This is a genomic window from Clostridiales bacterium (assembly GCA_025757645.1).
Classification (GTDB): Bacteria; Bacillota; Clostridia; order Oscillospirales; family Oscillospiraceae; genus CAG-103.
Genome location: CP107216.1, coordinates 640,436 through 667,103 on the forward strand (window position 1 = coordinate 640,436; position 26,668 = coordinate 667,103).

The 26,668-nt window shown below is 55.7% G+C and carries 24 protein-coding genes and 1 tRNA gene; 11 read left to right on the forward strand and 14 right to left on the reverse strand.

Translation table 11 applies throughout. The features are described 5' to 3' along the window. The first annotated feature begins 171 nt into the window (after window positions 1–171). The gene (locus OGM61_03015; GenBank protein ID UYI85053.1) at window positions 172–1,317 is read left to right on the forward strand and encodes a hypothetical protein; all 1,146 of its coding nucleotides are present in this window, start codon (window positions 172–174) and stop codon (window positions 1,315–1,317) included. A gap of 79 nt (window positions 1,318–1,396) precedes the next feature. On the opposite strand, the gene brnQ is transcribed toward OGM61_03015, so the two are convergent. After that, window positions 1,397–2,725 carry a branched-chain amino acid transport system II carrier protein gene (gene brnQ, locus OGM61_03020; GenBank protein UYI85054.1) on the reverse strand — a complete coding sequence of 443 codons (1,329 nt, stop codon included), beginning with the start codon at window positions 2,723–2,725 and terminating at the stop codon, window positions 1,397–1,399. A gap of 202 nt (window positions 2,726–2,927) precedes the next feature. Here brnQ and OGM61_03025 point away from each other — a divergent pair, with 202 nt between their 5' ends. Beyond that, the gene (locus OGM61_03025) at window positions 2,928–3,788 is read left to right on the forward strand and encodes a LysR family transcriptional regulator (GenBank protein UYI85055.1); all 861 of its coding nucleotides are present in this window, start codon (window positions 2,928–2,930) and stop codon (window positions 3,786–3,788) included. 113 nt (window positions 3,789–3,901) lie between these two features. Here OGM61_03025 and OGM61_03030 read toward each other — a convergent pair whose 3' ends face one another. Genes OGM61_03030 through OGM61_03040 form a run of 3 tightly spaced genes read right to left on the reverse strand, consistent with a single transcriptional unit; the run spans window position 3,902 to window position 7,128 of the window. Continuing rightward, window positions 3,902–5,803, reverse strand: a complete 1,902-nt coding sequence (locus OGM61_03030; protein UYI85056.1) for an FAD-dependent oxidoreductase — start codon at window positions 5,801–5,803, stop codon at window positions 3,902–3,904. 60 nt (window positions 5,804–5,863) lie between these two features. After that, window positions 5,864–6,625: an SDR family oxidoreductase gene (locus OGM61_03035; GenBank protein UYI85057.1), complete on the reverse strand. Its 762-nt coding sequence runs from the start codon at window positions 6,623–6,625 to the stop codon at window positions 5,864–5,866. Further along, window positions 6,625–7,128, reverse strand: a complete 504-nt coding sequence (locus OGM61_03040) for a nuclear transport factor 2 family protein (protein ID UYI85058.1) — start codon at window positions 7,126–7,128, stop codon at window positions 6,625–6,627. Before OGM61_03040 ends, OGM61_03035 begins: the two co-directional genes overlap by 1 nt. Window positions 7,129–7,481: 353 nt before the next feature. On the opposite strand from OGM61_03040, the gene OGM61_03045 reads away from it, so the two are divergent. Genes OGM61_03045 through OGM61_03055 form a run of 3 tightly spaced genes read left to right on the forward strand, consistent with a single transcriptional unit; the run spans window position 7,482 to window position 9,825 of the window. Beyond that, window positions 7,482–8,897, forward strand: a complete 1,416-nt coding sequence (locus tag OGM61_03045; GenBank protein ID UYI85059.1) for a helix-turn-helix domain-containing protein — start codon at window positions 7,482–7,484, stop codon at window positions 8,895–8,897. A gap of 34 nt (window positions 8,898–8,931) precedes the next feature. Then, complete coding sequence (locus tag OGM61_03050) at window positions 8,932–9,402, forward strand: 8-oxo-dGTP diphosphatase (protein UYI85060.1); 471 nt, start codon at window positions 8,932–8,934, stop codon at window positions 9,400–9,402. Window positions 9,403–9,432: 30 nt separating this feature from the next. After that, entirely contained in the window at window positions 9,433–9,825 is a 393-nt protein-coding gene (locus tag OGM61_03055; GenBank protein ID UYI85061.1) for a hypothetical protein, read from the forward strand. A 145-nt stretch (window positions 9,826–9,970) separates the two neighbouring features. On the opposite strand, the gene OGM61_03060 is transcribed toward OGM61_03055, so the two are convergent. From OGM61_03060 to OGM61_03090, 7 genes are all read right to left on the reverse strand, one after another. Beyond that, the gene (locus tag OGM61_03060; GenBank protein UYI85062.1) at window positions 9,971–10,138 is read right to left on the reverse strand and encodes a hypothetical protein; all 168 of its coding nucleotides are present in this window, start codon (window positions 10,136–10,138) and stop codon (window positions 9,971–9,973) included. Window positions 10,139–10,408: 270 nt separating this feature from the next. Beyond that, on the reverse strand, window positions 10,409–11,635 hold the full coding sequence (locus tag OGM61_03065) for a dicarboxylate/amino acid:cation symporter (protein ID UYI85063.1): 1,227 nt from the start codon (window positions 11,633–11,635) through the stop codon (window positions 10,409–10,411). A gap of 36 nt (window positions 11,636–11,671) precedes the next feature. Next, complete coding sequence (locus OGM61_03070; protein UYI85064.1) at window positions 11,672–12,961, reverse strand: aminotransferase class V-fold PLP-dependent enzyme; 1,290 nt, start codon at window positions 12,959–12,961, stop codon at window positions 11,672–11,674. 143 nt (window positions 12,962–13,104) lie between these two features. Beyond that, window positions 13,105–14,061, reverse strand: coding sequence for a LysR family transcriptional regulator (locus OGM61_03075; GenBank protein ID UYI85065.1), 957 nt, complete (start codon window positions 14,059–14,061; stop codon window positions 13,105–13,107). 48 nt (window positions 14,062–14,109) lie between these two features. Beyond that, window positions 14,110–14,277: a hypothetical protein gene (locus OGM61_03080; GenBank protein ID UYI85066.1), complete on the reverse strand. Its 168-nt coding sequence runs from the start codon at window positions 14,275–14,277 to the stop codon at window positions 14,110–14,112. Between the two features lie 121 nt (window positions 14,278–14,398). Continuing rightward, a tRNA-Arg gene (locus OGM61_03085) sits at window positions 14,399–14,475 on the reverse strand. 584 nt (window positions 14,476–15,059) lie between these two features. Beyond that, complete coding sequence (locus tag OGM61_03090) at window positions 15,060–16,625, reverse strand: helix-turn-helix domain-containing protein (GenBank protein UYI85067.1); 1,566 nt, start codon at window positions 16,623–16,625, stop codon at window positions 15,060–15,062. 248 nt (window positions 16,626–16,873) lie between these two features. Here OGM61_03090 and OGM61_03095 point away from each other — a divergent pair, with 248 nt between their 5' ends. The 4 genes from OGM61_03095 (at window position 16,874) to OGM61_03110 (ending at window position 21,180) form a co-directional block, all read left to right on the forward strand. Then, window positions 16,874–18,811 (forward strand): NAD(P)/FAD-dependent oxidoreductase, encoded by a 1,938-nt coding sequence (locus OGM61_03095; GenBank protein UYI85068.1) that lies wholly within the window; start codon window positions 16,874–16,876, stop codon window positions 18,809–18,811. A gap of 24 nt (window positions 18,812–18,835) precedes the next feature. Then, entirely contained in the window at window positions 18,836–19,675 is an 840-nt protein-coding gene (locus OGM61_03100; GenBank protein UYI85069.1) for an SDR family NAD(P)-dependent oxidoreductase, read from the forward strand. A gap of 81 nt (window positions 19,676–19,756) precedes the next feature. Then, window positions 19,757–20,617, forward strand: coding sequence for an SDR family oxidoreductase (locus OGM61_03105; protein ID UYI85070.1), 861 nt, complete (start codon window positions 19,757–19,759; stop codon window positions 20,615–20,617). Between the two features lie 29 nt (window positions 20,618–20,646). Continuing rightward, window positions 20,647–21,180, forward strand: a complete 534-nt coding sequence (locus tag OGM61_03110) for a hypothetical protein (protein UYI85071.1) — start codon at window positions 20,647–20,649, stop codon at window positions 21,178–21,180. A 451-nt stretch (window positions 21,181–21,631) separates the two neighbouring features. Here OGM61_03110 and OGM61_03115 read toward each other — a convergent pair whose 3' ends face one another. Together OGM61_03115 and OGM61_03120 are read right to left on the reverse strand one after the other, a co-directional pair. Further along, window positions 21,632–23,347, reverse strand: a complete 1,716-nt coding sequence (locus OGM61_03115; GenBank protein UYI85072.1) for a hypothetical protein — start codon at window positions 23,345–23,347, stop codon at window positions 21,632–21,634. A 160-nt stretch (window positions 23,348–23,507) separates the two neighbouring features. Further along, window positions 23,508–24,284 (reverse strand): YpbF family protein, encoded by a 777-nt coding sequence (locus OGM61_03120; protein ID UYI85073.1) that lies wholly within the window; start codon window positions 24,282–24,284, stop codon window positions 23,508–23,510. A 110-nt stretch (window positions 24,285–24,394) separates the two neighbouring features. Here OGM61_03120 and OGM61_03125 point away from each other — a divergent pair, with 110 nt between their 5' ends. Both OGM61_03125 and OGM61_03130 read left to right on the forward strand, forming a co-directional pair. After that, window positions 24,395–24,613 (forward strand): helix-turn-helix transcriptional regulator, encoded by a 219-nt coding sequence (locus OGM61_03125; protein ID UYI85074.1) that lies wholly within the window; start codon window positions 24,395–24,397, stop codon window positions 24,611–24,613. Between the two features lie 47 nt (window positions 24,614–24,660). Beyond that, entirely contained in the window at window positions 24,661–25,290 is a 630-nt protein-coding gene (locus OGM61_03130; protein UYI85075.1) for a hypothetical protein, read from the forward strand. A gap of 81 nt (window positions 25,291–25,371) precedes the next feature. Here OGM61_03130 and OGM61_03135 read toward each other — a convergent pair whose 3' ends face one another. Next, on the reverse strand, window positions 25,372–26,586 hold the full coding sequence (locus OGM61_03135; protein ID UYI85076.1) for a site-specific integrase: 1,215 nt from the start codon (window positions 26,584–26,586) through the stop codon (window positions 25,372–25,374). Window positions 26,587–26,668 lie beyond the last annotated feature (82 nt).

A 26,668-nucleotide genomic window follows, 5' to 3' on the forward strand; every position in this document is an offset into this window, starting at 1 on the left:
TTATTATCGGTTTGGAAGTTTCCGCGATTTTCCGAAATTGACCGGAAACAGCCAAATTCGCCGGGCGCAGGGAAGAGAGAAACGCCCCGTTTTCCAACGTTTGTTTGGAAGAACAGGCCGGCGGCACCATGCCGCGCGGACAGAAAGATAAACCGAAAGGAGAACAGGAACATGAAATGCAGTCATTGCGGTGCAGAATTTGAGGGCAATTTCTGCACGGCCTGCGGCGCGAAGGCAGAGCCGTGCCCGCAGCCGTCGCCAGAGATCCCGGCAGACCGCCCGAGATCTCAAAAACCGAAGAAACCGATTTACAAGAAGTGGTGGTTTTATGTGATCGTCGCCGTGGTCGTGATCGCGATCGCCGGCAGGATCTCCGGAGGCAGCAAGTCGGAAAAAATAGATTGGGACGATATGGTCCTGGGCGCGCAGCTCCCGCAGCCGCCTGCGAAGAAAGGTCAGATCCATACCAACACGGCCGATGAGCTGTGGGTCGATATCGAAAAGATCTCCGACAAGCAGTATGCGGACTATGTGCAGGCGTGTCAGACGGTTGGGTTCACGGTGGATGCGGAGTCCAATTCCTCGTCGTTCGGCGCTTACAACGCTGAGGGATACAAGCTGGAGCTGAGCTATTACGGAAACAGGGAGGGATTGTCCATCCGGCTGGAAAAGCCGATGGAGATGGGCCCCATCACCTGGCCGGACAGCGAGGCCGGCCGACAGCTGCCCGCACCCAAATCCCTGACCGGCAAATTCTCTTTTGAGTATGATGACAATTTCTTCGTTTACATCGGCGGCACGAGCAGAGACGATTACAACGCCTATGTCAGCGCCTGCCGGGATAAGGGCTTTACGGTCGACTACAATAAGGGCGACAACTATTATCGTGCCAATAACGACGCGGGGTGGCAAGTCTCGATCGATTATGAGGGCAACCAGATCATGAGCATTCGTATAGACGCGCCGGACACGAGCGCGGGCAGCACGACTTCCGAGCCGTCGCCGGATTCCTCCACGCCATCCGCAACGGCGCAAAACGATGGCAAGCTCGTCAACGGCATGCGCAAGGATTTCAAAGAAGCCATGGACAGCTATGAGGCCTTTATGAACGAATATGTCGCGTTCATGAAAAAATACAACGCGAATCCGAACGATCCCACGCTGATGGCGGATTACGCACGCTACATGAGCAAGTATGCGGATGCGTGCGAGAAATTCAATCAGTGGGAAAGCGCGGACATGAACGACGCAGAGACCGCGTACTACATCGACGTGCAGGCGCGCGTCAGCAAAAAGCTGCTGGAAGCGGCGGGCTGACGGACAGCGCGGGCGCACCGTCCAAAGCGAAAAAATCCCCCGGAACGGATGTTCCGGGGAATTTTTGCACAGGGAGCGGTCATCCCTGTTTGCCGTTTGCGCCGGCGCAGGCGGGCTCAGCCTTGCCCGCTTTCTCCTTGCGGTGCGGCAGCACGGCAGCCACAGCGCCGAAGAGCACCGACGGCAGCACCCACGCGAAGCCCAGCTCAAACAGCGGCAGCTTGTGCAGGAACGTGAGCGGCACACCATAGCCGTCGAGCGTGCACAGTACGCTCATGAGCAGCGCGCCGATGACAGCGCCCCGGCTGATGCGGTCGGGCAGCCGCGGCACGACAAGCGAAATGAAAATGAGGACGAGGGTAGGCGGATAGACGACATCCAGCACCGGTGCGGCGATGGCCACGATGCGGTCGAGACCGAGGTTCGACACGACGGCGCTGAACACGCAGATGACGATGACAAACACTTTGTACGGCACCTTGCCGCGGCAGAGCTTGGCAAAATACGCGGCGGCGGAGCTGGTGAGCGCCACGGCCGTCGTGACGCACGCGAGGCCGACGACGATGCCGAAGATGATCATACCGGTCTTGCCCATGAGGGCCTCAACGATAGCCATGACGAGCTGTGCGCGGCCGATCTCGCTGGTATACTGCGCGGAAACGGTGGCGCCGAGATAGGCAAGGCCCATATAGACCGCCAGCAGCAGCACGCACGCGAGGATGGACGACCCGCTCATGATGCGGAATTTCTTGCCGGACTCAGTATAGCCCTTGTCGACCACGCTCTGCAGCACGAGAATGCCGAACGGCAGCGCGGCGAGCGCGTCCATGGTCTGGTAGCCGGCCTTGACGCCGGTGACGACGGCGCTGTCGATTAGCGCCTCGGGCGCGATCGTGCCGAGCGGCGTGACGATGCCTTTGATGATGATGGCCGCAAGACCGGCGAGCAGCAGCGGCGTGAGCACCTTGCCCACGATGTCCACCACGGCGGACTCGCGGATGCACAGCGCGAGGATGAGCGCGAAAAACAGCACCGAGAACACCACGGCGGACACGCCGGGCAGGTTCGGGGCGATGGCCATTTCAAACGTGCTGGCCGACGTGCGCGGGATGGCGACCATGGGGCCGACGCACAGAATGATCGCGCACATGAGGATCTCCGACGGCACACAGCCGACGCGCTGGAGCACGGCCTCGCTGCTGCCGACACGCAGCAGCGCGAACATGGCGGCGAGCGCAAGCCCGATGTCCGCGATAAAATACGCGCTGAATCCGGCCAGCCACTGCGGACCGGATTCCATGCCCAGGTATGGCGGGAAGATGACGTTCCCGGCGCCGAAGAACATGGAAAACAGGGCGAAACCGACAACGATCACGTCGCGTGCCGCCCGATTTTTCGTCTCTTTCATGGTTTCTCTCCTTTTGCCGCCCGAAGCGGGACGGCTGCTTTCAATTTCCGAATATAGGGTATCATTCTTTTTGATAAATGAGAAACGAGAGTTGTTCATGGGGGTATGAAAAAAGCAAATGGCATGGGTCAGAAAATTTTATTGGTTGAGTTGAACAAATTCGTGGTATTATGAAAAAAGAATGATAAAAAGGAGGCAGCATATGGACGACGGAAAACTGCGGGCACTGCTTACGGCGGTGGAATGCGGCAGCTTCAGCAAGGCGGCGGCCCAGCTTGGCTACACGCAGTCCGCCATGACGCACCTGGTCAACAAACTGGAGGCTGAAGTCGGCTGTACGCTGCTCGAGCGCGACAGTCAGGGCATCCGCCTGACGGACGCGGGCAAGCAGCTGCTGCCTTATATTCAAAATGTGATCTGCGCGTGCGACACGCTCCTGCAGGAGGCCGCCGAGCAGAATGACCCACGCACGCGCACGCTGCGCATCGGCTGCTTTGCGAGCATTGCCCGCGCGCGTCTGCCGGAGCTGCTGCGCGCCTTCCGCGAGCTGCACCCGGAAATTAAAATGGACGTGCTCGTGCGCGGTGATGAGCTGCCTGCCGCGCTCGCAAGCGGGGAGATCCAGCTCGCCCTCGTGGACGAGGCGCGCGCGCAGGGCTTTGACTTTCTGCCGCTGGCGGACACGCCGCTCGTGGCCGTCGTGCCGCCGGACTTCCCGTGGGAGGGGGAGACCATCCCGCTCGAGCGGCTGCTGCGCGAGCCGTTTCTCTCGAGCCCGGACCAGTACATCGAGCCGTTTCTCCCGCCGGACACCCCGCGGCTGGAGGTCACGGCGTCGGACGACGGGTCGATCCTGTCCATGGTCGCCGGCGGCCTCGGCGTGTCGGTGCTGTCGTCGTTTTCCCTCGTCGGGTACGAGGGGCAGGTGCGGGTGCTCCAGCTGGAGAAACCCATCGCGCTGCGGCTCGGCGCGGCGGTCAAGTCCGTGAACACCATCGGCACGTCGGCGCGAATGTTCCTGACGTTCCTGCGCGAATACTACGGCAAAGACGATACGCAGTGACGCGGTAAGACGCAGCAATGAAATAGCAAGAGCGGCCCGCACCGGATGGTGCGGGCCGCTTGCGCTGTGGAAATGGGAACATGATGCGTGAAACGATGCAGGTGCGCTCGGGCTCAGTCCGAGAGTTTGCGCACGGCCTCGTGCGCGTCGCTGACGGCAAAGAGGATCTTGCGCGGCTGCTGCGCGTCGCCGAGGACCGTCACAGGGGCGACGGCTTCAAACGCGGCCGCGGCCTGCGCCGTCGGGGCAAAGCCCAGCGCCAGCAGCACCGTGTCGCACGCGATCTGCTGCTGCTCGTGCGCGTGCTCGACCGTGACGCTGCACGTGAACGCATCGCCGTCGATGCGCACGAGCTTCGTCGCGGGGCGGAAATCCACGTTCGAGCGCGCCATGTAGTCGCGCATGAGCATGTCGTTCATCTTGAAGCCCGGCTCCGACGGGATGGTCTTGGCCATGTCGATGCACGTCACGTGCTTGCCCCACATGTCCATCTGCAGCGCCGTCTCGACGCCGACGAGTCCGCCGCCGATCACGACGACGTGCTCGCCCACATCACAGCAGTCGCACAGGGCCTCGGTCGCAAGGTACACCTTCGGGCAGTCGAGTCCCGGGATGGCCTTCGGCGCGATGGGCCGGCCGCCGGCCGCCCAGAGGATATGGTCAGGCGCATAGGCCGCGGCGAGCTCCGGCGTCGCCGTGGTGTAAAAGCGCACGGGGATGTCGTGCACGAGCAGCTCGCGCTCGAAGTAGCGGATCATGCGGTGCATGTCGCGCTTGAAAAACGGCTTGCAGGCGCACAGAGCGTTGCCACCGATGTGGCCGCCCGCCTCCCAGATCTCGACCGAATGGCCGGCCTGTTTGGCATAGAGCGCCGCCATGCAGCCGGCAGGGCCGGCGCCGACGACGAGAATCTTTTTCGGGTGGGCAGCCGGCGGAATGTCGATGCTGCCGTCCTCGTGGCCGCAGCGCGGGTTGAGCGCGCAGGTCGCCGTCTCGCCGTTGTAGACGCGGGCGATGCAGCCCTCGTTGCAGGAGATGCACGGGCGGATCGTGTCCGGCCGGCCGGCCAGCACCTTGTTCGGCAGGTCGGGGTCGGCGAGCAGGCCGCGGCCGATGACCGCGATGTCGCACACGCCGTCGCGCAGGGCAGCCTCCGCCTTGTCCACGTCGCCGAAGCGGCCGTGCGTCATGACCGGCACATCGACCACGCTGCGGATGATCTTGGCCGAGCGCGACTGCAGCGTCATCTGCTGCATGCCGGCGGGCGGCATGGCGTTGGGCCAGTTTTCATGGCAGCCGGCGTCCACGTGCAGTGCGTCCGCTCCGGCGGCGACGATCAGCTTTGCCAGCTCGATGCCCTCGTCGATGGCGCGGTAGCCCTCGCCGTCCATGTAGTGGTCCGGCGTGAACTTGACGATGACGGGGAAGTCCGCACCGCCCTCTTCCTTGCAGATGGCGATGAGCTCGGTGAGAAAGCGCGCGCGGTTTTCCAGACTGCCGCCGTAGGCGTCGGTGCGCGTGTTCCAGCGACGGGTCAGAAACTGGTCGGTCAGATAGCCGCCGTAGGCGTGGATGCCCACACAGTCGGCCCCGCTGCGCAGCGCGATCTGCACGCTGCGGCGGAAATCTTCCTCCAGCTCGTGGATCTCATCGATCGTCAGCGCGTGGCAGCGCATACGCGGCACGTGCATCCACGGGCAGGCGGACGCGCTGATGGGCACTTTGTAGCGCACGGACGGCCCGCCGATGCGCCCATCGCCGGGCTGGATCTGCGCGGCGAGCTTGCAGCCGCAGGCGTGGCAGCGCTCGGCCAGGTCGCGGAACAGCGGCGCGGTCTCATCGTTGAGGTAGATGGAGTGCTCGCCGGACTCGAACGCGAGCGAGGCGCGGATGTTGCAGAACACCATGGCCGCGCCGCCCTCGGCGCGCGCGGCAAAGTACGCCACCGAGGCGGGGCTCAGGTTGCCGACCGTGACGCCCATCGGCGCCATGACCATGCGGTTTTTAAGTTCCATGCGGCCGATTCGGATCGGCCGGGACAGAATAGAAGGCATAATTACATCTTACTCCTTGGATCACTTCTGCACGGCCCAGCCGCCGTCGACCGGCAGGCAGACGCCGTTGATGTACTTGGCCTCGTCCGAGCACAGGTACACGACCGCCCAGGCCGCGTCCTCCGGCATGCCGACATAGGGCATCGGCGTCGTGGCCTCAAAGTGCTCGCGGTACATATCCCAGACCTTCTCCTGCTTGGGCACCCAGACGTAGTTCGGGGCGAGGCAGTTGAAGCGGATGCCGTACTTCTTGCTGACCTGGTTGACCATGTTCTGCGTGGCCAGCTTGATGCACGCCTTCGAGAACGGATAGCCCTGCACGGCCGAGCCGTTGTAGGCCAGCGCCGTCGAGGACGAGAAGTTCAGGAAGCTGCCGCGGATCTTCTTTTTCATCATGTAGCGCAGCACCGTCTGGTAAGAATAGAGCATGGAGTCGATGTTCACGCGCATGACGTCCTCGATCATCTCGGACGTGATGTGCGCCCAGTCGTGCGTCGGGGGCGAGAACGCCGCCGCGCCGTTGACGACCGTGTCGATGCGGCCGTACTTTGCGTCGGCCAGCTTCTTGAGCTGCACCCAGGTGTCGCGCTGCGCCACGTCGGCCACGACCGCGATGCTCTCGCCGCCGTTGGCGTTGATCTCGGCGCTGAACTGCTCGACCTGCGGGTCGATATCGACCATGACGACCTTCGCGCCCTCCTGGCAGAAGAGCTCGGACGCTTTGTGGCAGATGCCGCCGGCAGCGCCCGTGATGATGGCCACTTTTCCTTTGAGTCTATCCATTATTTTGTCCTCCTCAGTTTGCCGTCGAGCAGACGGTAGGTCAGGCGCAGCGTCTGGATGCGCCAGCGATCGTCGTCACATTTGACCAGGTCGTCCACATACAGGCCGTAGCCGGAGTAGGTCTGGCCGTTGTCCTTGTAGGTGTGGTAGTCATGCATTTTGGTCAGCAGCTGCGCGCTGCGCGGACCGGTGAAGTGCACGATCTGGTTGTAGCCGAAGTGCATCGGCACCATGTCGTCGCCGCAGGTGCTGCGGTTCTGGGCCACCTGCGCGTCACGGTCGCGGAAGCCGGGGCGGCCGCTCCAGAAAGTGCGGAAGCCCGTCTCCGTGAACACGTCCGGCATGAGGTCAAACTCCTGGTTGTCAATGCACCAGAAATAGCGGTTCTTGGCCGCGAGGATCGCGGGGATCTCCGCGAGCTGCTCCGGTGTGTAGGGCAGGCCCGCGTCGGCGATGATCGCGCGCGCCAGCTCTTTGATCTTGCGATCGGCATCGATGGTCAAGTGCAGTCCCTCCTTTGAAGCTGTCATGCTTGGGCTGATTCGTTGTCCGTTCCGGCAGGCAGCCGGCGCCGCGCGGCGCTGACTCGGGAAACGCCTCCGGAGATCGTCAATATCTTATCACACGTTTTTCGCCCTGCACAGTGCATCCGCTGGATGCAGATTGCTTTTCGTGCATAAAAATTGCCCCAACTTGACCAAGTGCTTTTGCGCGGTCATATTGAAAAAATCACGCAGCCGCGCGATTTTTTGCATCCGGACTTGCCAGCACGGCGCGCAGCGCGTATACTGGATGGGAAAGATGCGTGACTTTTTCGTCACTGAGTCAAGAAATGCGCACGCGAGGAGGCGAGGATATGACGTTCGGGCGCACCCTTCAGGAGCTGACACGGCTGTGCGGTGTCAAGCGCTGCAACCTTGCCGACGCGCTCGGCTATGACCCGTCGTACATCAGCCGGTGGATCAACGGCGTCAAGCACCCGTCGCTGCGCAGCAACGATGCGCTGCCCGCGCAGATCGCCGCCTATCTGACCGCCAACGCCGCGCCGGATGTGCGCGCGCGCATTGCCGGGCAGTTTGACCTGCGCTGTGATGCGGCCGACGATGCCGGCTTTTCGGCGGCGCTGGCGTCCTTGCTGGCGGATACGATCGCGGCCGACCGGGCGGCCGGCCCCGAGCGGCCGCAGCCGACCGGCGCGGAAAATGCCGGCCTGAGCCCGGTCAAGGACATCGCGCTCTTCCCCGAGGGCATCTTCATGGCCTTGCAGCAGGCGCCATCCTCGGCGCGGCTGGACATGATCTGCACGATGCCGATCCACATGCAGTTCAAGAACAACGACGCCTTTTTCCGCCGCGTGCGCGGCATCCTCTCGGCGGGCACGGCGCTGCGCGTGGTGCAGTTCGTGGACATGGAGGATGTCTCCGCGCGCACGGACAGCTTCTGCCGCTCGCTCTGCTATCTGCTGGGGCTGGGGAAGCAGATCCGGTACGAATTTTACGAATTTCGCGCCAGCCGCACAGGGTATGTCTACCTCATCCGCGACGCGCTCATGCTGCAGTACCTGCGCGAGCCGTTCTCGCGCGAGGTATACCTGCTCGAGACGGCGGACCCCGCGCTCGTCGGGCGCTACTGCGCTGCGGCCGATGCCTACATCCGCGACCGGCTGCCGCTCGCGCAGGCGCCGAACCTGCAGCAGCTTCGCCGCCAGCAGTATTTCCTCGATTACTTCACCCAGCCGCACGGCCGATGCCTGCTGCGGCATATGCAGCCGTTTTTCCTGCCGGAGCCGCTGCGGGAGCGTTTTCTGTCCCGGCACCCCGAGCTGCGGCAGGAGCTGCAGCTGTTTCTCGGCAGCGCGGAGTTTTTCGAGACGATCTTCCTCTACCAGCTCGCGCTCGTGGACTATATTTATACCGGGCGGCTGCACTTTCTCGGCACGGTCATCGACGTGCCGCCCGAGGCGCGGCGCGAGCATCTGCGCAGCATGATCGAGCAGCTGCGCCGGACGCCGGAGCGGCTGTGCATCCTGTGCACGCAAAACCGCGTCTGCAATTACGACGACCTGTCGGTGTCCGTGTTCGTCAACCAGCACGCCGCCTTCGTGCTCGACGGCGCATCCGGCGGCGCGCAGCCGGCCTACACCGTCAGCTCCGGCGCGATGGTGCACCAGCTCAATGTCTGGATGGATCATTTCCGCAAGCTCCCGGCCGCGCAGCGGCTGACCGGGCAGGACGCCATCGACTACCTCACCCGCTGTATGCGCCTATTGTGAGCCGCGGCGTACCGATCGACAAGGAGGAAGCACCATGCGCAACACCACACTCTGCTATATCGAGCGCGGGGAGCAGTATCTCATGCTGCACCGCGTGAAGAAGGAACACGACCTCAACCACGACAAATGGGTCGGCATCGGCGGCAAGTTCGAGCGTGACGAGACGCCGGACGAGTGCCTCCTGCGCGAGGCGCAGGAGGAGACCGGCCTGACGCTGACCGACTGGCGCTGCCGCGGCGTGGTGACGTTTTTGTCCGACGAGTGGGAGGGGGAATACATGTACCTCTTCACGGCGACGGGCTTCACCGGCACGCTGCGCGAATGCGACGAGGGGGATCTCGAGTGGGTAGACAAGGCGGCCGTGCCGTCGCTGCCGTTGTGGGCGGGCGACAAAATCTTCTTCCGCCTGCTGGCGGAGGACGCGCCGTTTTTCCTGCTCAAGCTGCGCTATCGGGGCGACACGCTCGTCGAGGCCGTGCTCAACGGTGCGCCGGTCGCGCTTTGAAAAGCCAATTCATGACAGGGGGGACCATATATGAGACGCAAAAAACAGATCCAGGCCATGCAGCAGGAGCTCGCGCTCCTGCGCCAGACCATCGACAGCGGCAAGGAGCTGGCCGCGCTGGCCACAAACACCGCGCAGCAGCTCAAAAAGCCGAGCATCAAGACCGTTGCCGTGCAGCTGATGCGCTCACCGCGCTTCCGCCGCACCGCGCTCATCGTGGGCGGGGCCGCCTCCGTCGGCACGATCGGCGCTGTCGCCGTGCGCTACCGGTTTTACCAGACCATCGTCGCGCAGGAAGTGGAAAAGGCGCTCAAGCCCGTGCATGCCCAGCTCGACGATCTGCAGGCGACCGTGGACGCCATGGCCGAGGCCGAGGGCATCGAGCCGGAAAAAACCCGCAAGGGGAAAAAGCACCGCCGCTGAGGCGCAGCGAGCAGGCAAAATTCAAGCGAGCAGCACGGGCGCAGCACGTACTGCGCTGCAAGCTTGGCGCCGACACGAAGTGTTGGCTGCCGTTGGGGGCAAATTTTGCGGTATAAAAGGAAACGCGAGAAACTTTCCCCGCCTTTCACGTTTTGCCTGTCCCAATCCTTGTGATGATTTGTTTGCCGTAGTTTGGGCTCGCTGTATTGCCAGAGGCTTTCCTGATCGCATAGCCATAGGGCTTCATAAAATGATGGAAGCTGCGGAAGCGCTGACCAATGACGGTTTCGAGATATGCCTTGATTTCCTGCACAGCACGCTTTTCGAGCGGTATGTTCAGAATGTCATATACGCATCCATCCTCTGCTGCTTTTTGCGCAGGAAAGATCCCGGAACGTTATGCCGGCACCTGTGCGCGCGGTCTGCGGGGAGCCCGCGTTGGGCGGTCGATGCGGAATTAGAATTGCGGCCTTCTTCATCGTCTCCGCTGCATCGAATGTCCTGTATGCAGACAAGCGCTATTCCGCTGCAGCGGAATAGCGCTTGTTTATTTTTCTATGCTGCGGGACGGGACCCGTGTATCTTATTTTGCGTTGTTGTACACGTCCATATCCATGCGGTCAAGGCTTCTGGCCACGACCGTGGTGCCGACCAGATCGCCGACGTTATTGAGCGTCGTGTGCGCCGGGTCGATCACAGGCCAGATCGCCGCAAGAATGGGGATCAGAGTCAGCGGCATACCAAGTGCCTCCAGCAGCACGCCGGACATCACGACGCCCGCGCCCTTGACGCCAGCTGCGCCGATGGACAGGATCAGGCCGAAGAAGACGAACTGGAGCACGCTCGAAAACGTAACGGGGAAGCCGTAAAGATTCGATGCAAAGACACAGCACAGGCCGATGAACACCGCGAAGCCGGTCATACCGGCCGTGTTGCCCAGAGGCAGGGTGAAGCCGTAGATGTTCTCGGGAATGCCGAGATCCTCTTCGCTGATTTTGATGGACACCGGGAGGGTGGCTGCGGAGGAAGAGGTCGAGACCGCAACGAGGATCGCGGGAGCGATCTTGCGCATAAAGCCAAACGGAGGCAGCTTGGCAAGCAGCTTGATGATCAGCGGGTAAACCAGAATCAGAATGAGGAGGCAGATCACGTTGTCGGTAATCAGGAACACGAGAACTTCCTTCATCATCGCGCCGCTGATGGTGGAGACCATTGTCGCAATCAGAGAAAGGATGCCGAACGGAGAGAACTCAATGACATACTCCGTGATCTTGAGCATGACCTCGCTGCCTTCGTCGATGAACCGAATGACTGTTTTTGCCTTATCGCCCAGAGCGAGCAGCGCAACGCCCAAAAACAGGCAGAACACGATGATCTGCAGCATGTTGGCATTGGCCATGGACTCCACAATGTTCGTGGGGAACCAGCTGATGACGTTGTCAATGAAGCTGTAAGACTGTGCCTCCGCCGCCTCGGCGGCGGCGAGGAATTCGGTCGTTCCGCGGCCGGGCTGAACGATCAGGCCGCCGATCACGCCGCAGATGGCGGCAATCACCGCGGAGGCCATGATCCACAGAACATAGCGGATGCCAACCGTGCGGAGCTGTTTGACATCGCCCATCTTGCACACACCACTGGTAATGCTGAAGAACACCAGCGGTACGATGAGCATTTTCAGCATACGGAGGAAAATGTCGCCGAGCGGCGAGATGACCTCCGCGGCCTTCGGGGACACAAGACCGATGATCAGACCGATCACAACGCCGATCAGAATCTTTTTCCAAAGTGCTACCTTTTTCCATTTACTCATAAGATTACGCCCTCCTTCTGTTTGTATCTTTTTTCCTTATGCCTTCACGGTAGCTGCGATCTCGGCGGTAACGCGCAGGAAGTCGTCGATATCCTGCGTGCTGTGGCAGTGCAGCGGGGAGACGCGGATCGCGCCGGTCAGGCCGAGAGATTCCACGATGCGCTTGGAATACAGGCTCGTGTTCACGCGCTCAAAGACCGTGATGCCGCGTTTGTAATACTCCGCCGTCAGCTGTGTGAAGTCGATGCCGTTGATGCCGATGGCGCTGATAAGGTCGCGGTCCACGGTGTCCGCAGAATCGAGGAACACCTGCACACCGGGAATATGGCGCAGGCCGGGAACCTCGTCGGTTCCCTCCATCATGTGGATCAGCAGGGAGTGCTCCTGCAGGTGGATGCGCGTCATACCGGTAACGAACTGCTCGCGGCGATCGTCCGAATCGGTGAAGTGTCTGCCGATCCAGCAGACGTAATCGACGACCGCCGTGATCGCTGCATAGTTGGGATGCGGGAAGGTGCCGAGCTCCCACTCTTTTTCCGGCTTTGCGAGCAGTTTGTGGTGCGTCATTTTCGCAACACGGTCGGACACGTAGCCATAACCGCAGCCGCGGATGCCGAACATCTTATAGGGGGCAAAGGTCACGCCGTCGAGGCCGCACTGTTCCACATCCAGCACGCCGTGAGGTGCATGCTGCACGGCATCGGAGAGGATATAAATATCCGGATTGATCTTGCGCGCTTCCCGAACGATGGTCTCGATATCGAAAATATAGCCCGAGATGTTGGAGGCGCTCATCACGCTCAGCAGCAGCGTGTCCTTATCGATCTTGCTAAGGATCTCATCGAGATCGACGCCGCCGGTCTTGGGGTTCGCCATCGCCACGCGGAATTCCCGGTTGGTCAGACCGCAGTAAAGCTCCACAGAGTCATAAGCCGATGGATGCTCAATGGATGTTACGACTGCGTTGGTGCCCCATTTTTCATTGCGCATAATGGTGCTCACGATCTGGAACATCACCTGAGAGGACGTCAGCTCCGTCACCAGTGCGCCGGACTTTGCGCCGAAGATCACCTGCATGATATCGCGCATGCCGTCCGCTTTGACCTGCTTGAGCATCATGGAGGTGTCGTGGATACGTTCGGGGCAGTCGGGGATTTTTTCCAGCCGCGCTTTTTCCTCGACAGCGGCCTTCAGGCGCAGAGAACCGCCGGAATTTTCAAAAAACTGGCGCTTTCTGCCGAGATAATCCTCGTGCACGTAGTAGAACTTGTCCTGGATCTCCTTCAAAAAAGCATCGTCGAACAAAATTTTCTCGTCTGTAATCATGATAAACCTCCTCACTTTCTGTTCTGACTTTTGCTATCATTTTTTTCGAATCAAACATTTATTTAATTTGATTATAGAAAAAATACACTTTTCTGTCCAAGACAAAAAAGTGTATTTTCTTATAGCCAAAATCGTATGGCAAATTATTCTATTTTCTGCACGCCGCCGACCATGTCGCGGATAAACGCAAGCAGCGTTTCCTCCACCCTGGACCTGCCGGCCGCACGGTAGTAAAGGAAAATGTCCCGCACGTTCAGCGGGTCGGCGATCCTGAAATAGCACAGTTTGCCCGATGCCTCGATCGACAGGGCGGAAAGGCGGATAAAGGCGGCGCCATTGCCCGCGGCTGCGAGATGATACGTGGTCATGGAAGAATCCACCTGCATGATGATGTTCGGCGTAAAACCGGCATTTTTGCAGATCTGGATTCCACGGGAATAGCTGTCATTTCCCTCCCGAAGAAAGACGAAGGGCACATCCCGGAACAGGCCCACATCGATCGGCTCCGCCTCGTAAATACTGTGCACACCGTTGCTCGTATCACCCGGGCGGAAGCAGCAGCTGCGCAGATGCGCATTGGTCACAAAGGTGGTGGGCACAGTCAGGATCAATTCCTCCGAGCCAAACTTCAGCGAGGTGATGCCATCCGTCTCGATCTTGTCGACCTCAAAGGCAAAGTCGATTTTTTTCTGGAGGATCTGACTGGCCAGTTCGTCGTTGCGCAGTTCCTGCCAGCCGATATGAATGTCGGGGTATTCGCTTTGAAACTGCCGGATGATCCCCGAGAGCATATTGGCACAGAAAAAGCTCGCGCCGCCAAACATCACACTGCCGTTGAGCCCCTTGGAGCACTCGCGGAAATGCTGCCGCATGTCGGCGTCCAGCCTCAGGATCTTCTTTGCCGCGGAGATATAATATTCTCCTTCCGGCGTCAGCGAGATCGGCGTTGTGGTTCGGTCAAAAATGGTGATATCATAATCGCTCTCCACTTTCTTCACCATGGCGCTGAGCGACGGCTGCGAGACGAACAGCCGTTTAGCCGCCTTGGAAAAGCTCTTTTCCTCATAGACGGTGTAGACATACCACATTTTCTTGAGCATCTGTCTCTGCCCCCTCGCTGCTATTTGCTTACATGATTCCATAATAGCTTATAGCTTTTTTCCGACCGATGCAACACCAATTCGCCCGCAGACAGCAAAATTATCTGAATTTTTAGCGGGTAATTTCTTTGGCAGCGGAAAAATCCGGTGGTTTTTCTGATCCACGCAGGCATAAAAATCATGTTTTCCATTACGGCAAGCAAAGGCAGCGGTCACGGTATTCTGCGGCAGAATGGATCCTGATCTGATAGCTGTGCGGCTGCTCCATTTGCGGGGGAACACAAACGCGGAAGAAAATAAAAAAAGCTCGTGAAATCCTTGGATTTCACGAGCTTTTTGGCACGCCGTGAGGGATTCGAACCCCCGGCCTTCTGGTCCGTAGCCAGACGCTCTATCCAGCTGAGCTAACGGCGCTTAGTGCGCTCCTAACGCAGAAGGAATCCCTGAAAAGCTTGATACTCCAGTGTTTTTACGCATTTATTATACCGTAAATATTCCAAAAATGCAAGCGCAGCGAAGGCAAACCAGCTGCGCATATTTGGCCGCGAGCGCATCAGCTGTGCGCTTTTTGTGCGCTGGGAATCAGATGGGCGGGGTGCTTAAAACGAACTGTGCAGATGCAATATTCGGCTTTGCTTGTAGGTGGTTGACTCATGCACTGGCCTGAGAATTGACGATTGATTCCTCCGAAAAAATTGCTCTGTATCCATGGCGAGCACACTTGTTTGCGATGGTACTATTCATACGATTGTGTTTTTTGATTGAGTTTTGGCTGACGAGCGCAGCGAGCAGGCAAAATTCAAGCGAGCAGAACGTGCTGCGCTGCAAGCCTGGCGCCGACACGCAGTGTTGGCTGCTGGGGGTGAATTTTTTCGGTATAAAAGGAAACGTGAAAGCTTTCCCCCAGTTTTGCGTTTTGGCCGTCCTGATCCTTGTGATGACATAGTTTAGGCTTACCGTGCGCCGGCAGATTTATTTCAGCGAAAATACGCAGGCGTTTAATCGCCGTTGAGCCCGGTAATGGTTTGCCTTTGATTCAATTGGAAGATGAATTTCTCAAGGCGGAATGAGTACTGCATTGCAAATTGTACATCCGGTTTTTCAAAATCCAGCCCCGTCATGTTGCTGATTTTTTGCAAACGGTAACTCAAAGTGTTCCGATGCAGGAACAGTTCCGCTGCCGTCTGTGCATTATTAAAGCCGCAAGCAGTATAAGTTTCCAGCGTTTCATAGAGCTGACTGCCGCTTTGCTTATCATATTTGCGCAGCAGTGACAGTGCCGGATGGCAGCAGAGACTCAAGCGTTTCAAATCGCGCGGATGGTCAACAATGTCATAGAATGCCAGCCTTCGATATTCAAACACGTTCCCGGGAATGTCCAGAATGGAGGCCAATCGTATCGCTTTGGCCGCCTGCTCATAGCAGGATTTTGTGTAATTGATTTTGGAATAGGGGTTGCTGATACCGGCGATCGACTCGTGCTCGTCACAGAATTCTATGATCTTGTGCATCAGCTCCGATTCGATCTGTAAACTGTTTTCTGCCACAGGGATCATGGAAACAATGGATTTGTTGTAATAAACGGTTCTTGCAGTTTCAAAAATTTCTTGAAACTGTCGGCACAATTTGTTCTGCACATGGCTCTCCGTAGAAAAATAGCGAGGCTTCACCAGAACTAGGGACATTCGCTTCGGAAACTGTATCTGCGCGGCGTTGATGCGCGCCTGAATCTGCTCCAAGGGAATCCCGTTGAGCAGGTCTGTCATAAAATCCGTCACGACCCGGCTGCGTACCACATCCATGTTCTGTTCTTTCAGAATCAAATCTGTCGTAATTTGCGTGATGAGCGGCAGGACGCTATAACAAAGCGGATCGAACGCTCTTTCTCCTTGAATCATGAATATGTAACCATACAATTCGCCTTGGAGAATAATCCGATTGGAAAGATAAAACAAATGATTGTCAATACAATGACGAAGGAAAGGCCCGTTTCCGCCTTCTTCACCATGCTGTGATTTGACATCTTTGATGTGCTCGATAAACAGCGGCGGACAATAGCCGTTCTTGATGCTCTCCTGCCAAACGGGTTCGTCGACCTGGAAAGGAATCGAATTGGAAATGACTTTCCCGGACATGTCAATGATGGCAATGGAAGTGTTCAATGCATTGCCCACATTTTCCAGCATGGCACCGATCCCTTTGCCGCGCATGACCGCATTGAGCATTTGAATATAAATGTCCTGCAGTTTATAGTTGGAATGGAGTAGTTCCTCCGCATCCTCCAAAAAAATGCTCATTTCCTTCTCTGGCATCTGGATCGTGTTGGGGATCAGCTGTTCAGATATGAAACTGGACTCCCCGCAGAAAATCAGATTCCGAGGCAATTTTCGATTGTGCAGAGTAGACAAATCATATGTAAAATAGACAACATCGGATTTTGGCTGCTGCGCTTGTTGCAAATCAGCTATACTTTCCAACGAGTAGACCTGTCGATTATCATAACAATGTTTGTCAAAAATGTCGTGTTTTTTCTCTAGTTCAGAGACCAAATCCAGAAACATCATGGTTTGTCACCTCATTCACAATACTATGCGATTTCTCCGACAAATGCAAGAGCGAAATGATAATTATGCGCACTGCACAATTTTTGATTTCACTTTTAGGCCGCGCGCACGTTAACAAGTTAACAATCTCGCTATATACTCAAGTTGTGCACAGGAAAACGACTGTGCCGTGCCAGGGAAACCCGAATGCTATCTTCTTATCTGGTTTCCAACTCGTAAAACTGAAGTGATCAGGAGGTTATGTATGTATGAAATACGAAAAGCTTTTTGAAAAGGGCAAAATCGGAAAACTCACAATTAAAAACCGCATTGTCATGCCCCCCATGGGCACTGGCTTTGCCGCTGCGTCCGGCGAAGCATCTGAAGAAATCACGCGCTATTACGAAGAGCGCGCGAAGGGCGGTGTCGGTCTGATCATCACGGAGGTCTGCCGTGTGGATGAACTGTCCGGCGTTGCACAGCCGTGTCAGCTGCGCGCAACGGATATGGACGTGATCCCCAGTTTTACCCGTATGGTGGATCGTGTTCATGCATATGGCACCAAGATGTTCATGCAGCTGCATCACCCCGGCAATGAGGCTTTCCCAATCACGCTGCACGGCAATCCGGTCATTGGCCCCTCTCCCGTGATGTGCAAGACCGTGGGCGTTGTGCCAAAGGAAATGACGACGGCGGAAGTCGAGGCCATGGTCAAGTGCTTCATCAAGGGCGCCGTCATTGCCAAGACCGCCGGGTTCGACGGCGTGGAAGTCCACGCTGCGCACGGCTATCTGGTCAATCAGTTTATGTCGCCCCACACCAATCACCGCACGGACAAATATGGCGGCGACTTCTTCAACCGCATGCGTTTCGCCACAGAAATTATCGTGGGTATTCGCTTTGCCTGCGGCGCTGACTTCCCGATCTCCGTTCGTATGGACGGAACCGATTTCTGGGATGACGGTATGGACGAAAAGGAATGCCAGCACATCGCGCGGTACCTGGAGAGCATTGGCGTTGCCAGCCTGAATATCTCCTCCGGCAGTTATGAATCCGGCTGGTCCATCATTGAGCCCTATACGTTTAAGGAGGGCTGGAAAAAGCACCTGGCCAAGGGCATCAAGGAGAGTGTGCACATTCCTGTGATCGCCGTCAACACAGTTAAGCATCCCGCTTTCGCAGAGCAATTGCTGGAAGAGGGTGTCTCTGATTTCGTTGGCATCGGTCGTGGAAATCTTTGTGACCCCGAGTTCGCCAACAAGGCAAAGCGCGGCGATGATGCGCGTATTCGCAAATGCATCGGCTGCCTGAACTGCTTTAAGCAGTCTGGCGTCGGGCGCGCAATTGAATGCGCAGTCAATCCGCTGCTGGGACGTGAAACTTATCGCGGCGATGACAAACTGATCAAGGACGGAAATCAGCAGACCGTTGCCGTCATCGGCGCCGGCCCTGCCGGTTTGCAGGCAGCCATCGTTCTGGCCAAGCGCGGATATAAGCCGGTCGTGTTTGAAAAGTCTGACTCTATCGGTGGTTCTATGAAGCTAGCTTCTCAGCCGCCCTGCAAGGAGATGATCGGCGAGTTTATTGACACTCTGAAGCTTGAAGCAGAGGATCTTGGTGTTGAAATCCGCCTGAACACGCCCGGCACTGTAGAGGCAGCCAAAGCGATCGGCGCTGTCGGTGCGATTGTTGCCGCTGGCGGCACAAAGATTTGCCCGCCTGTTCCGGGGATTGAAAAGGCTGTTTCTTACGAGCAGGTTCTTACCAAAGATGTGGAGTTTACCGGTAAGAAGATCGCAGTGATCGGCGGCGGCCTGACCGGTCTGGAAACGGCAGAATATCTGGCGGCGAAGGGCAATGAAGTGACCGTGATCGAGATGGCCCCCGCGGTTGGCACCGCAATGTACCGCAGCGTAACTGCCGCAGTCGTTGGCAACATCGAAAAAGATGGCGGTCACATCATGACCAGCCATATGTTCAAGGGCGTGAAGGACGGCGCTGTTGTTGTGAACAGTCTTGCGAGCGGTTATGACCTGGATGTGCCGGCGGACGCTTGTGTCATTGCAATGGGCGTTCATCCCGATGAGACCATCGCGGATGCCTTTGAGGCTGCATTTGACCGTGTGGCCGTTGTTGGCGATACCGCAAATCCCGGAAACATTGCGGATGCAACCAGCTCCGGCTATGCAAAGGCATTCGTATTTTGATTTGCTCAGAAAGGAGTATGCATAATGAAAGAATTTAAGGATAAAGTTCTTGTCGTCACCGGCGGCTCTCGCGGCATCGGAAAAGCGATTGCCGTGGAAGGCGCAAAGCGTGGTATGAAAATTGTTCTCAATGATATCGACGGTGACCAGCTGGCCAAGACCTGCGAAGAAATCAAGGGCATGGGTGTGGAATGCATCGGACAGCATGCGGATATTTCCCTCTATGAAAACATTGAGGCCTTGCTGAAATTGGCGATGGACAGCTTCGGACATGTGGATATGCTGGTCAATAATGCCGGCTGTGCGGTTTCCGGTGCTATCTGGAAGCTGCCGAAACAGGATATTGACTGGATCACGGAGCTGAATTTCCTGAGCCACCTGTATGGTATGAAAATTTTCCTGCCGCAGATGATCGCGCAGGGCACCCCCTGTGAAATTGTCAATGTGGAGTCGACCGCCGGTCTGATGACCTCCGGAAAGGCAACCATGTATCATGCAACCAAGGCCGCCGGTGTTGCTGCATCTGAGAGTGTATATATTGCCATGAAGGAGCAAGGATACCCCATCCACATCCACTGTCTGGTGCCCGCTTACGTAAAGACGACCATTCATCTGGCTGATCTGCATCGTCCGGAGCGCTTTGCCATGAACGATGACCCCTACTATACCAGCGACGAGTACAAAGCCGGACAGATCCGCGGTGAGCGGGGCGTCATGAGCGGTATTCCCGATTGGTATGTCGGTGAATGCGTGTTTACGGCCGTGGAAGATGAGAAGTTCTACATCTTCACGCATCCGGAATCTCAGGTAGTTGCGCAGCCGCGCGTGCAGCGTCTGGCATCTGGCATTAATCCGCAAACCTGATACAATATAAATATAGACGTTCCCCGCGCCTGAATCGTGGGAGCGGGGAACATTTGAAAATGCTGATAGGAGGCGTATACAATGTTTACTGCTTACAAAGATGCGCATGTTGTTGTGACTGGCGGCGCAAATGGCATCGGTAAGGCTCTGGCACTTGGCTTTGCAAAACGCGGCGCAAATGTCGCCGTTGTAGATATTCATGGTGATGAGGCAAAAGCTGTTGCAGCCGAAATCACTGCAATGGGATGCAAAAGCATCGCCATTCAGGCGGATGTGAGCGTGTTGGACGAGTGTGCCAAAGTGTATGATACCGTGATGGATGCGTTCGGCCGCTGCGATGTTCTGGTGAATGATGCCGGCGTATCGGCACTGTCCGATGTGGAGCACATTCCGGAAAAGGACTTGCGCTGGGTGTTTGAGACCAACGTTTACTCCCACTGGTTCATGATGCAGAAATTCCTGCCTCAGATGCGTAAGCAGGGCACGCACTGCCAGATCTTGAATGTTTGCTCCATTGCCGGTCTGATTTCTATGAACGGTGCGCCTGCATACTTCAGCTCCAAGCACGCTGCCGTAGCGCTGTCTGAATGCGTGTACAAGCAGCTGAAGGCTGAAAACGCGAATATCGACATCTCTATCTTCTGCCCTGGATATGTCCAAACGGAAATGCACCTGACCGATCGCCATCGTCCTGAGCGCTTCGCTATCCACGATGACGAGCCGTACTATCACACGGAGCAGTACGCCGGCATGGTTGCATTCAACAAAATGCTTCTGGACAGTGGGGCTCCGCTGGATATTGCAGTTGAAACCATCTTTACTGCTCTGGAAAAAGAACAGTTCTACATCCTGGACAGCGCCAAATACGAGCGTCTGCTGTGTGAGCAGGGCGTATTTGAGGCGGAAAAAGTTCGCCCCGTGGACTTCTATACGCTAAATTGACCACCACTTCCCGATTGGAGGAAATGAAAATGGGAGAACAAATCAAAAAGAAATTCTTGCTCTATTTCAGGCTGATGCTCCTCGTCTGGATCGTAATTGCAAACGCAATTCTGCACGTGATCAACTTTCAGTACAGTTGGCTCATTTTCATCAGCAATATCATGCTGTTCACAATGGAAGAAGGAACCGTCAATGATCGGTTTATAACCGTTGAATTGGGCGGACTCGTGGGACTGGTTCTGACAGCGCTCACGCTGCTTGCCGTGACTGCGTTGACCTCCGTTCTTGGCAGCCTGTTTGGCTTCCTGATTCCTCTTGCGATTGTGCTGTTCATTTTGATTGTCCTGCACCCCTATGCGCCGAAGGTTTTGAACAACGTGGGTTTTGCATATCTGACTTGCGCTTGTATCGACACCACTGCCTTCGCGACCCATATCCCCCTGTTTTTCGGAACCTTTATCGTCGGCTCTCTGATTTTTAACGGTGTATGCATTTTGCTGATGAAACCGGCACAGGCACTCGCGGTAAAAACAGTAACAAAAGCCGAGAACGCAGCAACCTGATTCCGGCCCTCCCGGCCACGGCTTTCTAAACAATCCAATTCGCTAATATGGGCGTCCTTTTCGACAGGGCGTCCATGTTTGTGTTTTTAATGGAAAATGCTTGTGCGATTCCAATTTTTGTACGCTCAGTAAGCGACAGACCGTGTAGAAATTGCATCTATTTCTGCTTCCGAAGCCGCACAAAAACGCTAAATGAGATCAGAATCACAAGGGTAACTGCGAATTGTCTTCGGAGACACCCTTGTAAACCTCGCGCCCTTTTTATACGTTATACGATTATGCTTTTCAACGAATTTTGGCTGACGAGCGCAGCGAGCAGGCAAAATTCAAGCGAGCAGAACGGGCGCAGCACGTACTGCGCTGCAAGTTTGGCGCCGACACGAAGTGTTGGCTGCCGTTGGGGGCAAATTTTTGCGGTATAAAAGGAAACGCGAGAAACTTTCCCCGCCTTTCACGTTTTGTCTGTCCCGATCCTTGTGATGATCTGTTTGCCGTAGTTTGGGCTCGTTGTGTTGCCAGAGGCTTTTCTGATCGCATAGCCATAGGGCCGCATGAAATGATTGAAGCTGCGGAAGGGCTGACCAATGACGGTTTCGAGATATGCCTTGATTTCCTGCACAGCGCTCTTTTCGAGCGGCACGTTCAGAACGTCCTGCGCATGGAAATACGCGTCGATTCTTTGCTGCTTCTTGTTGGCAAAGGCAATATCCGCTTGAGGGAACCACTTTCCAACGAGGGACAACAGGCTGCCTTCTTCTTTTGCGCGCACAAACGCCGCGTTTTGCTCAGCATAGTATCTCCGGCTGCTGTGCCTGTCCGAATAGAGGCAAAACGTATCGGCAAAATAGTCGTAGCAGAAATGTGGGAATTTCTTTTGGATGTACGCGATATAGCTCCTGATTTCTTCGTGCTCCTGTACAGACCACGGAGCCCCCTCTGCGATACCTGCGTCTTCTTTCTTCTGCGCAAGGAGTGCGTTCAGGCTTGCTTTCAAATCTGCGCGGCCGGAGAGTTCGTATTCAAACGGACTCTCCGGCGCGCTGTTTTGGACAGCATCCGTCACGATATACAGCTGATCCAGTCCCGCTCTCACACGTCCCGCCATCTGTATCGCGTCGATCTGCGAATGCGTCTCGATGTACATCGTCTTGATATCCGCGTTTTTTATGTTGATGCCCTCTTTGTTTTTGCTCGTCGTGAGAAAAAGCCGGATATCATCCGGCAGCTTTTGATTCTCGGCAATGTATGCCTGAATTTCGTCGCGTTTTTCAAGGATTTCGCGGGTCTCCTTTTCCTGCTTGTCCAGCTCATCATCAGAGGAAAAGGACACGGCTGCCTCGTTCCTGTATTCTTGGAGCGCATTTCGGTAGAGGTTTAAGACGGTACTGACCCTGTTTGCAAAGTAGATGACTTTTTCGCCTGCGGCCAGACGCTGCTTCATGTCCTCCGTGACTTCGGCTTTATCTGCAAGCAGGACGTGTTTGGGCTCAACGCGCACACATCTATCCATGAGGTCAATCGCGTGGCCGTTTTTCGGCAGCCGAAAGTCTTCCAGTATTTGCGGCGAGCCTGTCATGACAATGACTTTGCAGTTCGTTTTTCCGGCAGCGTTCATTTTGAGCGTTTGGTTTATCAGCGAATGGACGTAATAAGGTGCCGTTTGATAGGATGCATCGGCCACGACGGCGTGCGCTTCATCTACGACGATGATATCAAACCGGTTCCAGAGAAAGTCTTCCGCTTTGTCGGCTCTGTAGTGCTTTTCCAAATATCGCTCGATGGCTGCGTTCGTGCAGGCGATGCTTCGCTGGTAAATGGGTATCGTGCCCCAGATACCGTTACAGGACAGTTCACGCTTCGACGCAAAATAGCTGTCCAAATCCTCGACGTAATCAAGGCTTTCATATTCCAACACCTGCGTCCCATATGCAACGTCCTCCGCATTTTTCAGCTCGTCAACTTTGGCTCTGCGCGAGGTGATGCACAGGACGCGTTTGGGCTCAAGCGTTTCCATGCGCCCATCCGGCTGGCTTTCTTCATAGCCTTTGGCGAGCGCGTCAACAAACGTGTTTTTTCCGCTGCCAACGCCGGAATAGATTTGAATGAACGGATACGGCGCGATATCCGTCGTGTAACGGATGCAGTCTGAAAGGTATTTTTTCTCCATGGAATTCCTCCTTGCGTTTTTCTATATGATACCACAAAATCAAAGAAATGTCAAATTGTGGAGTTTAAATGCGCGGAGCATGTGTTTATGCGAGCGGCTGAAAAATTGGGTAAAAAAAGAGGGCTGCGGCACGAAGCTGCAGTCCTCTCTCCATCTTGAATTATTTGCTGCCCGGCTTAAATCGGTAGCCGCACTTTTGGCATACATTCCTCGGGCTTCCGCTGCCGTAGATACCCCACATCAATGAATATCCTCGGTTGACTGTTGCAATAGAGGTCGAGCCGCACTTGGGGCAGCTGACAGGCTCGTTCGCTCGGCGGCGTTTTTTCTCCTCGTCTGCTGCCGCTCGCTCTGCTTTCCACCGTTCGACGGCTTCTTTCTGTGCAGATCGTTTTGCTACTACAGCTTTGTATGCCTCAAAGTCCGTTTCTGCCAGCTGACGATCCTTTTTCCCGCTCCTATAAAGTGATAAGCTGCCCACACCTAAAACAATAAAAACAAGCCCTATAATGACGCAGAAGAACGATGCGAACAGACCAACAACAAAACAGAAGAGCCCAAAAGAAGTACACCCGATTCCCCAAAGCAGATTGCGCTTTATGTCCTTTTCCGTTGGTATTGGCACATCTGTTTTTTCTGCTCCATCCGACACGCCCACTTTTGCCTCGATGCGCACCGCTTGCTGCCCTTTTCCGCCTACTCCATCTATTGTGGCATCGCCGATCTTGAAGGAATCAGCATCCGCCGCTGAAACAGTATCGTCTTTCTCTCGATCCACTGTCAGCTGCCATCCATTCAAGTGCGCGAATTTATGTGCCTGTTCGAGGTTGATGCCGTGGAAGTATGCGGCCTCTTCTTCCCGCAGGCTGCGTGGTGCATGCACGGTTACGGCGAGTTTCCCGCTCGGATGCTCAACGAATGTCTTTGTGGATTCCATTGCTCGGCTCCTTTCATTTACCATTCGCCAACATTATAGCCTCTTTAACGACTATAGTCAATATCGCGGCTACTTTATAAGATAACAGCAGAGCTTTTGGAGGAATTCGCATGATAAGTTATGCTGCTTTTTGGAATACGCTGAGGCAATCAAATGAGTCAACATATACGTTGATCAAAAACCATCACATTTCCAGCTCGACGATTGATAAGCTGCGTAAAAATAAGCCCCTGAACACGACGACCATCAATGATCTGTGCCGGATATTGCACTGTCATGTTGCGGATGTGATGGAATATGTGCCATCCGACGATGACCAGGTGCTATAGCTCGCTGCGCAAGAGAAAAACGGGAGGGATAGATAATGGGCGGTTACATGCAGCAGCTAATAGAAGCTGTTAATGCATCTAATGCAACGACATTTTTGGATTGGGCACCGATTATCCTGTCGGTGATTTCAGTTTTGATCGCTGTTTATATTCCGGTTAAGTTGGCGAGAAAAGAGAATCAGATTGCAATATTCGAGAAGCTGTACGCTGCGTATTCTCAACTGCTTGCCGTACGGGCGTTTGTGGATTGTATTAAGGCATATAAATTTACCGGGGGAAAGCAAAGTGCTCAAGAGACGCGAGAACTGTATTGCGTACACTTTGAAACAAGTTTCGGCTATCGGCCGGTTTTATCAGAAGCAAGGGAGAGCGTCGGGAGAGCACTTGCTGCGCTGAGAAAAAATGAGTTGCAAGCAAATATGACGTCCTTGCTCATATCAGGAACAGATGAAGCAAAAAACGAATGCGAAAGCAAAATCACTGCCATTTATGAGTCGTTATTCTCACTAACTATGGAGGTTATATTATTTTTCCCAGATAAAGCGGTGGAAACAAATGAAGCAGTTATAGAGTTTGTTAAACATGTCGACACATTTTTTGATGCCTATTGCGACGTAATAGAAAGCGCTCTGTTGTGCGGGAATTTGCGGAAGAATCGCAAAGCGAAGAAAAAATAAATACGCAGTTGGTATCCTTTACCCAATCGACATGAGAACAAAAACCCCTGCTATCGAATCCTCTCGATAGCAGGGATTCTGTTATAGCCCGAACGCCGTGCCGAGCTTATCTGCTGCGGTTTTCATTTGCTGCAAGTCGGCCTTGACATAGAAGTTTAAGGTCGTGCTGGCGTTGGCGTGCCCGAGGATGGCCTGAACGCTTTTCACATCCGCGCCGTTATTGAGCAGCAGCGTTGCGCAGCTGTGCCGAAGATCGTGCGGGGACATGTCCGGCAGGCCGCTTCTGCACATAAAGCGCTTGACTTTGCGCGTAACGGCATTCGGGTCGCGGGGGTGAAAAAGGTCAGTGCTGCTCGGAAACAGGAACACTTCATCAAGGTTGATTCCCGGATGTGCGCTGCACTGTTGGTTCCGATAGGACTGCAGCAGAGACAATGTGGCCCCCAGCAGGGGAACCGTGCGAATACCGGCGGCTGTTTTTGGGGAACTGACGATGGTTCCGCTTTTGACTGTATAGGTCACATTGCGTGCAATGTTGAGCGTGGCGGCGCGGGCGTCAATATCCTTCCACTTCAGTCCCAAACATTCGCCGCGGCGGATGCCGGTTGTGATCAGCAGGTGCAGCATACACTGAAAATCCAGCGGACAGTCATGCAGACATTGAAAGAAACGCTGAGCCTGCGCTTGCGTGAGTGCGTCCACCGGCCGCTTTTCTTTCTTCGGCGCATTCACTTTGCGCATCGGATTTTTCGAAATGAGCTCCTGCTGTTCGGCGTAACCGAAAATCAGATGCAATGTGCTGTATTGATGTGAAAGTGTTTTAGCCGTGAGCGGCTTTCCGGACTTGCCTGTGTATTCTGTGCGCAGATAGATGAGGTACTTCTGGATGTCGATAGGTCTTATGTCTTGCAGGAACCAGCCGTCAAAGTACTTGCAGATCAGTTTGGTCATGCTTTTGTAAAAGTCCTCGGTTTTGGGCTTCTTGCTGCCGTTGCATACCTGAATGGGGAGCCATGTGTCAGTGATAAATGCGCAGAAGTCGGTCTTTTCTGCGCGGCGAGCGGCTGCACAGTCAAGCGCTTGCGTACCGTTTATGCCGTGCTTACGGATGGCTTGTTCCCATTGGGTTGCTTCCATCTGCGCGCATTTTCGAGCCTTCGCCGGAGCGTATTCACGTGGCGGCGTCCATGTGCGGTAATAGCGAATCTGCTTACCGTTTGCATCTCTGCCGACGCAGGCCGTAAATTTGTACGAAACCAGCTTGCCGTTTTTCCTGTTTTCCTGAATGGTGGCCATAGATAACATCCTTTCCTGCGGATGTATCTTGCTTTTGGGCGTGCTTTTTTCGGATTTGTGCGCTTTTTGTGCGCTTTTTTGC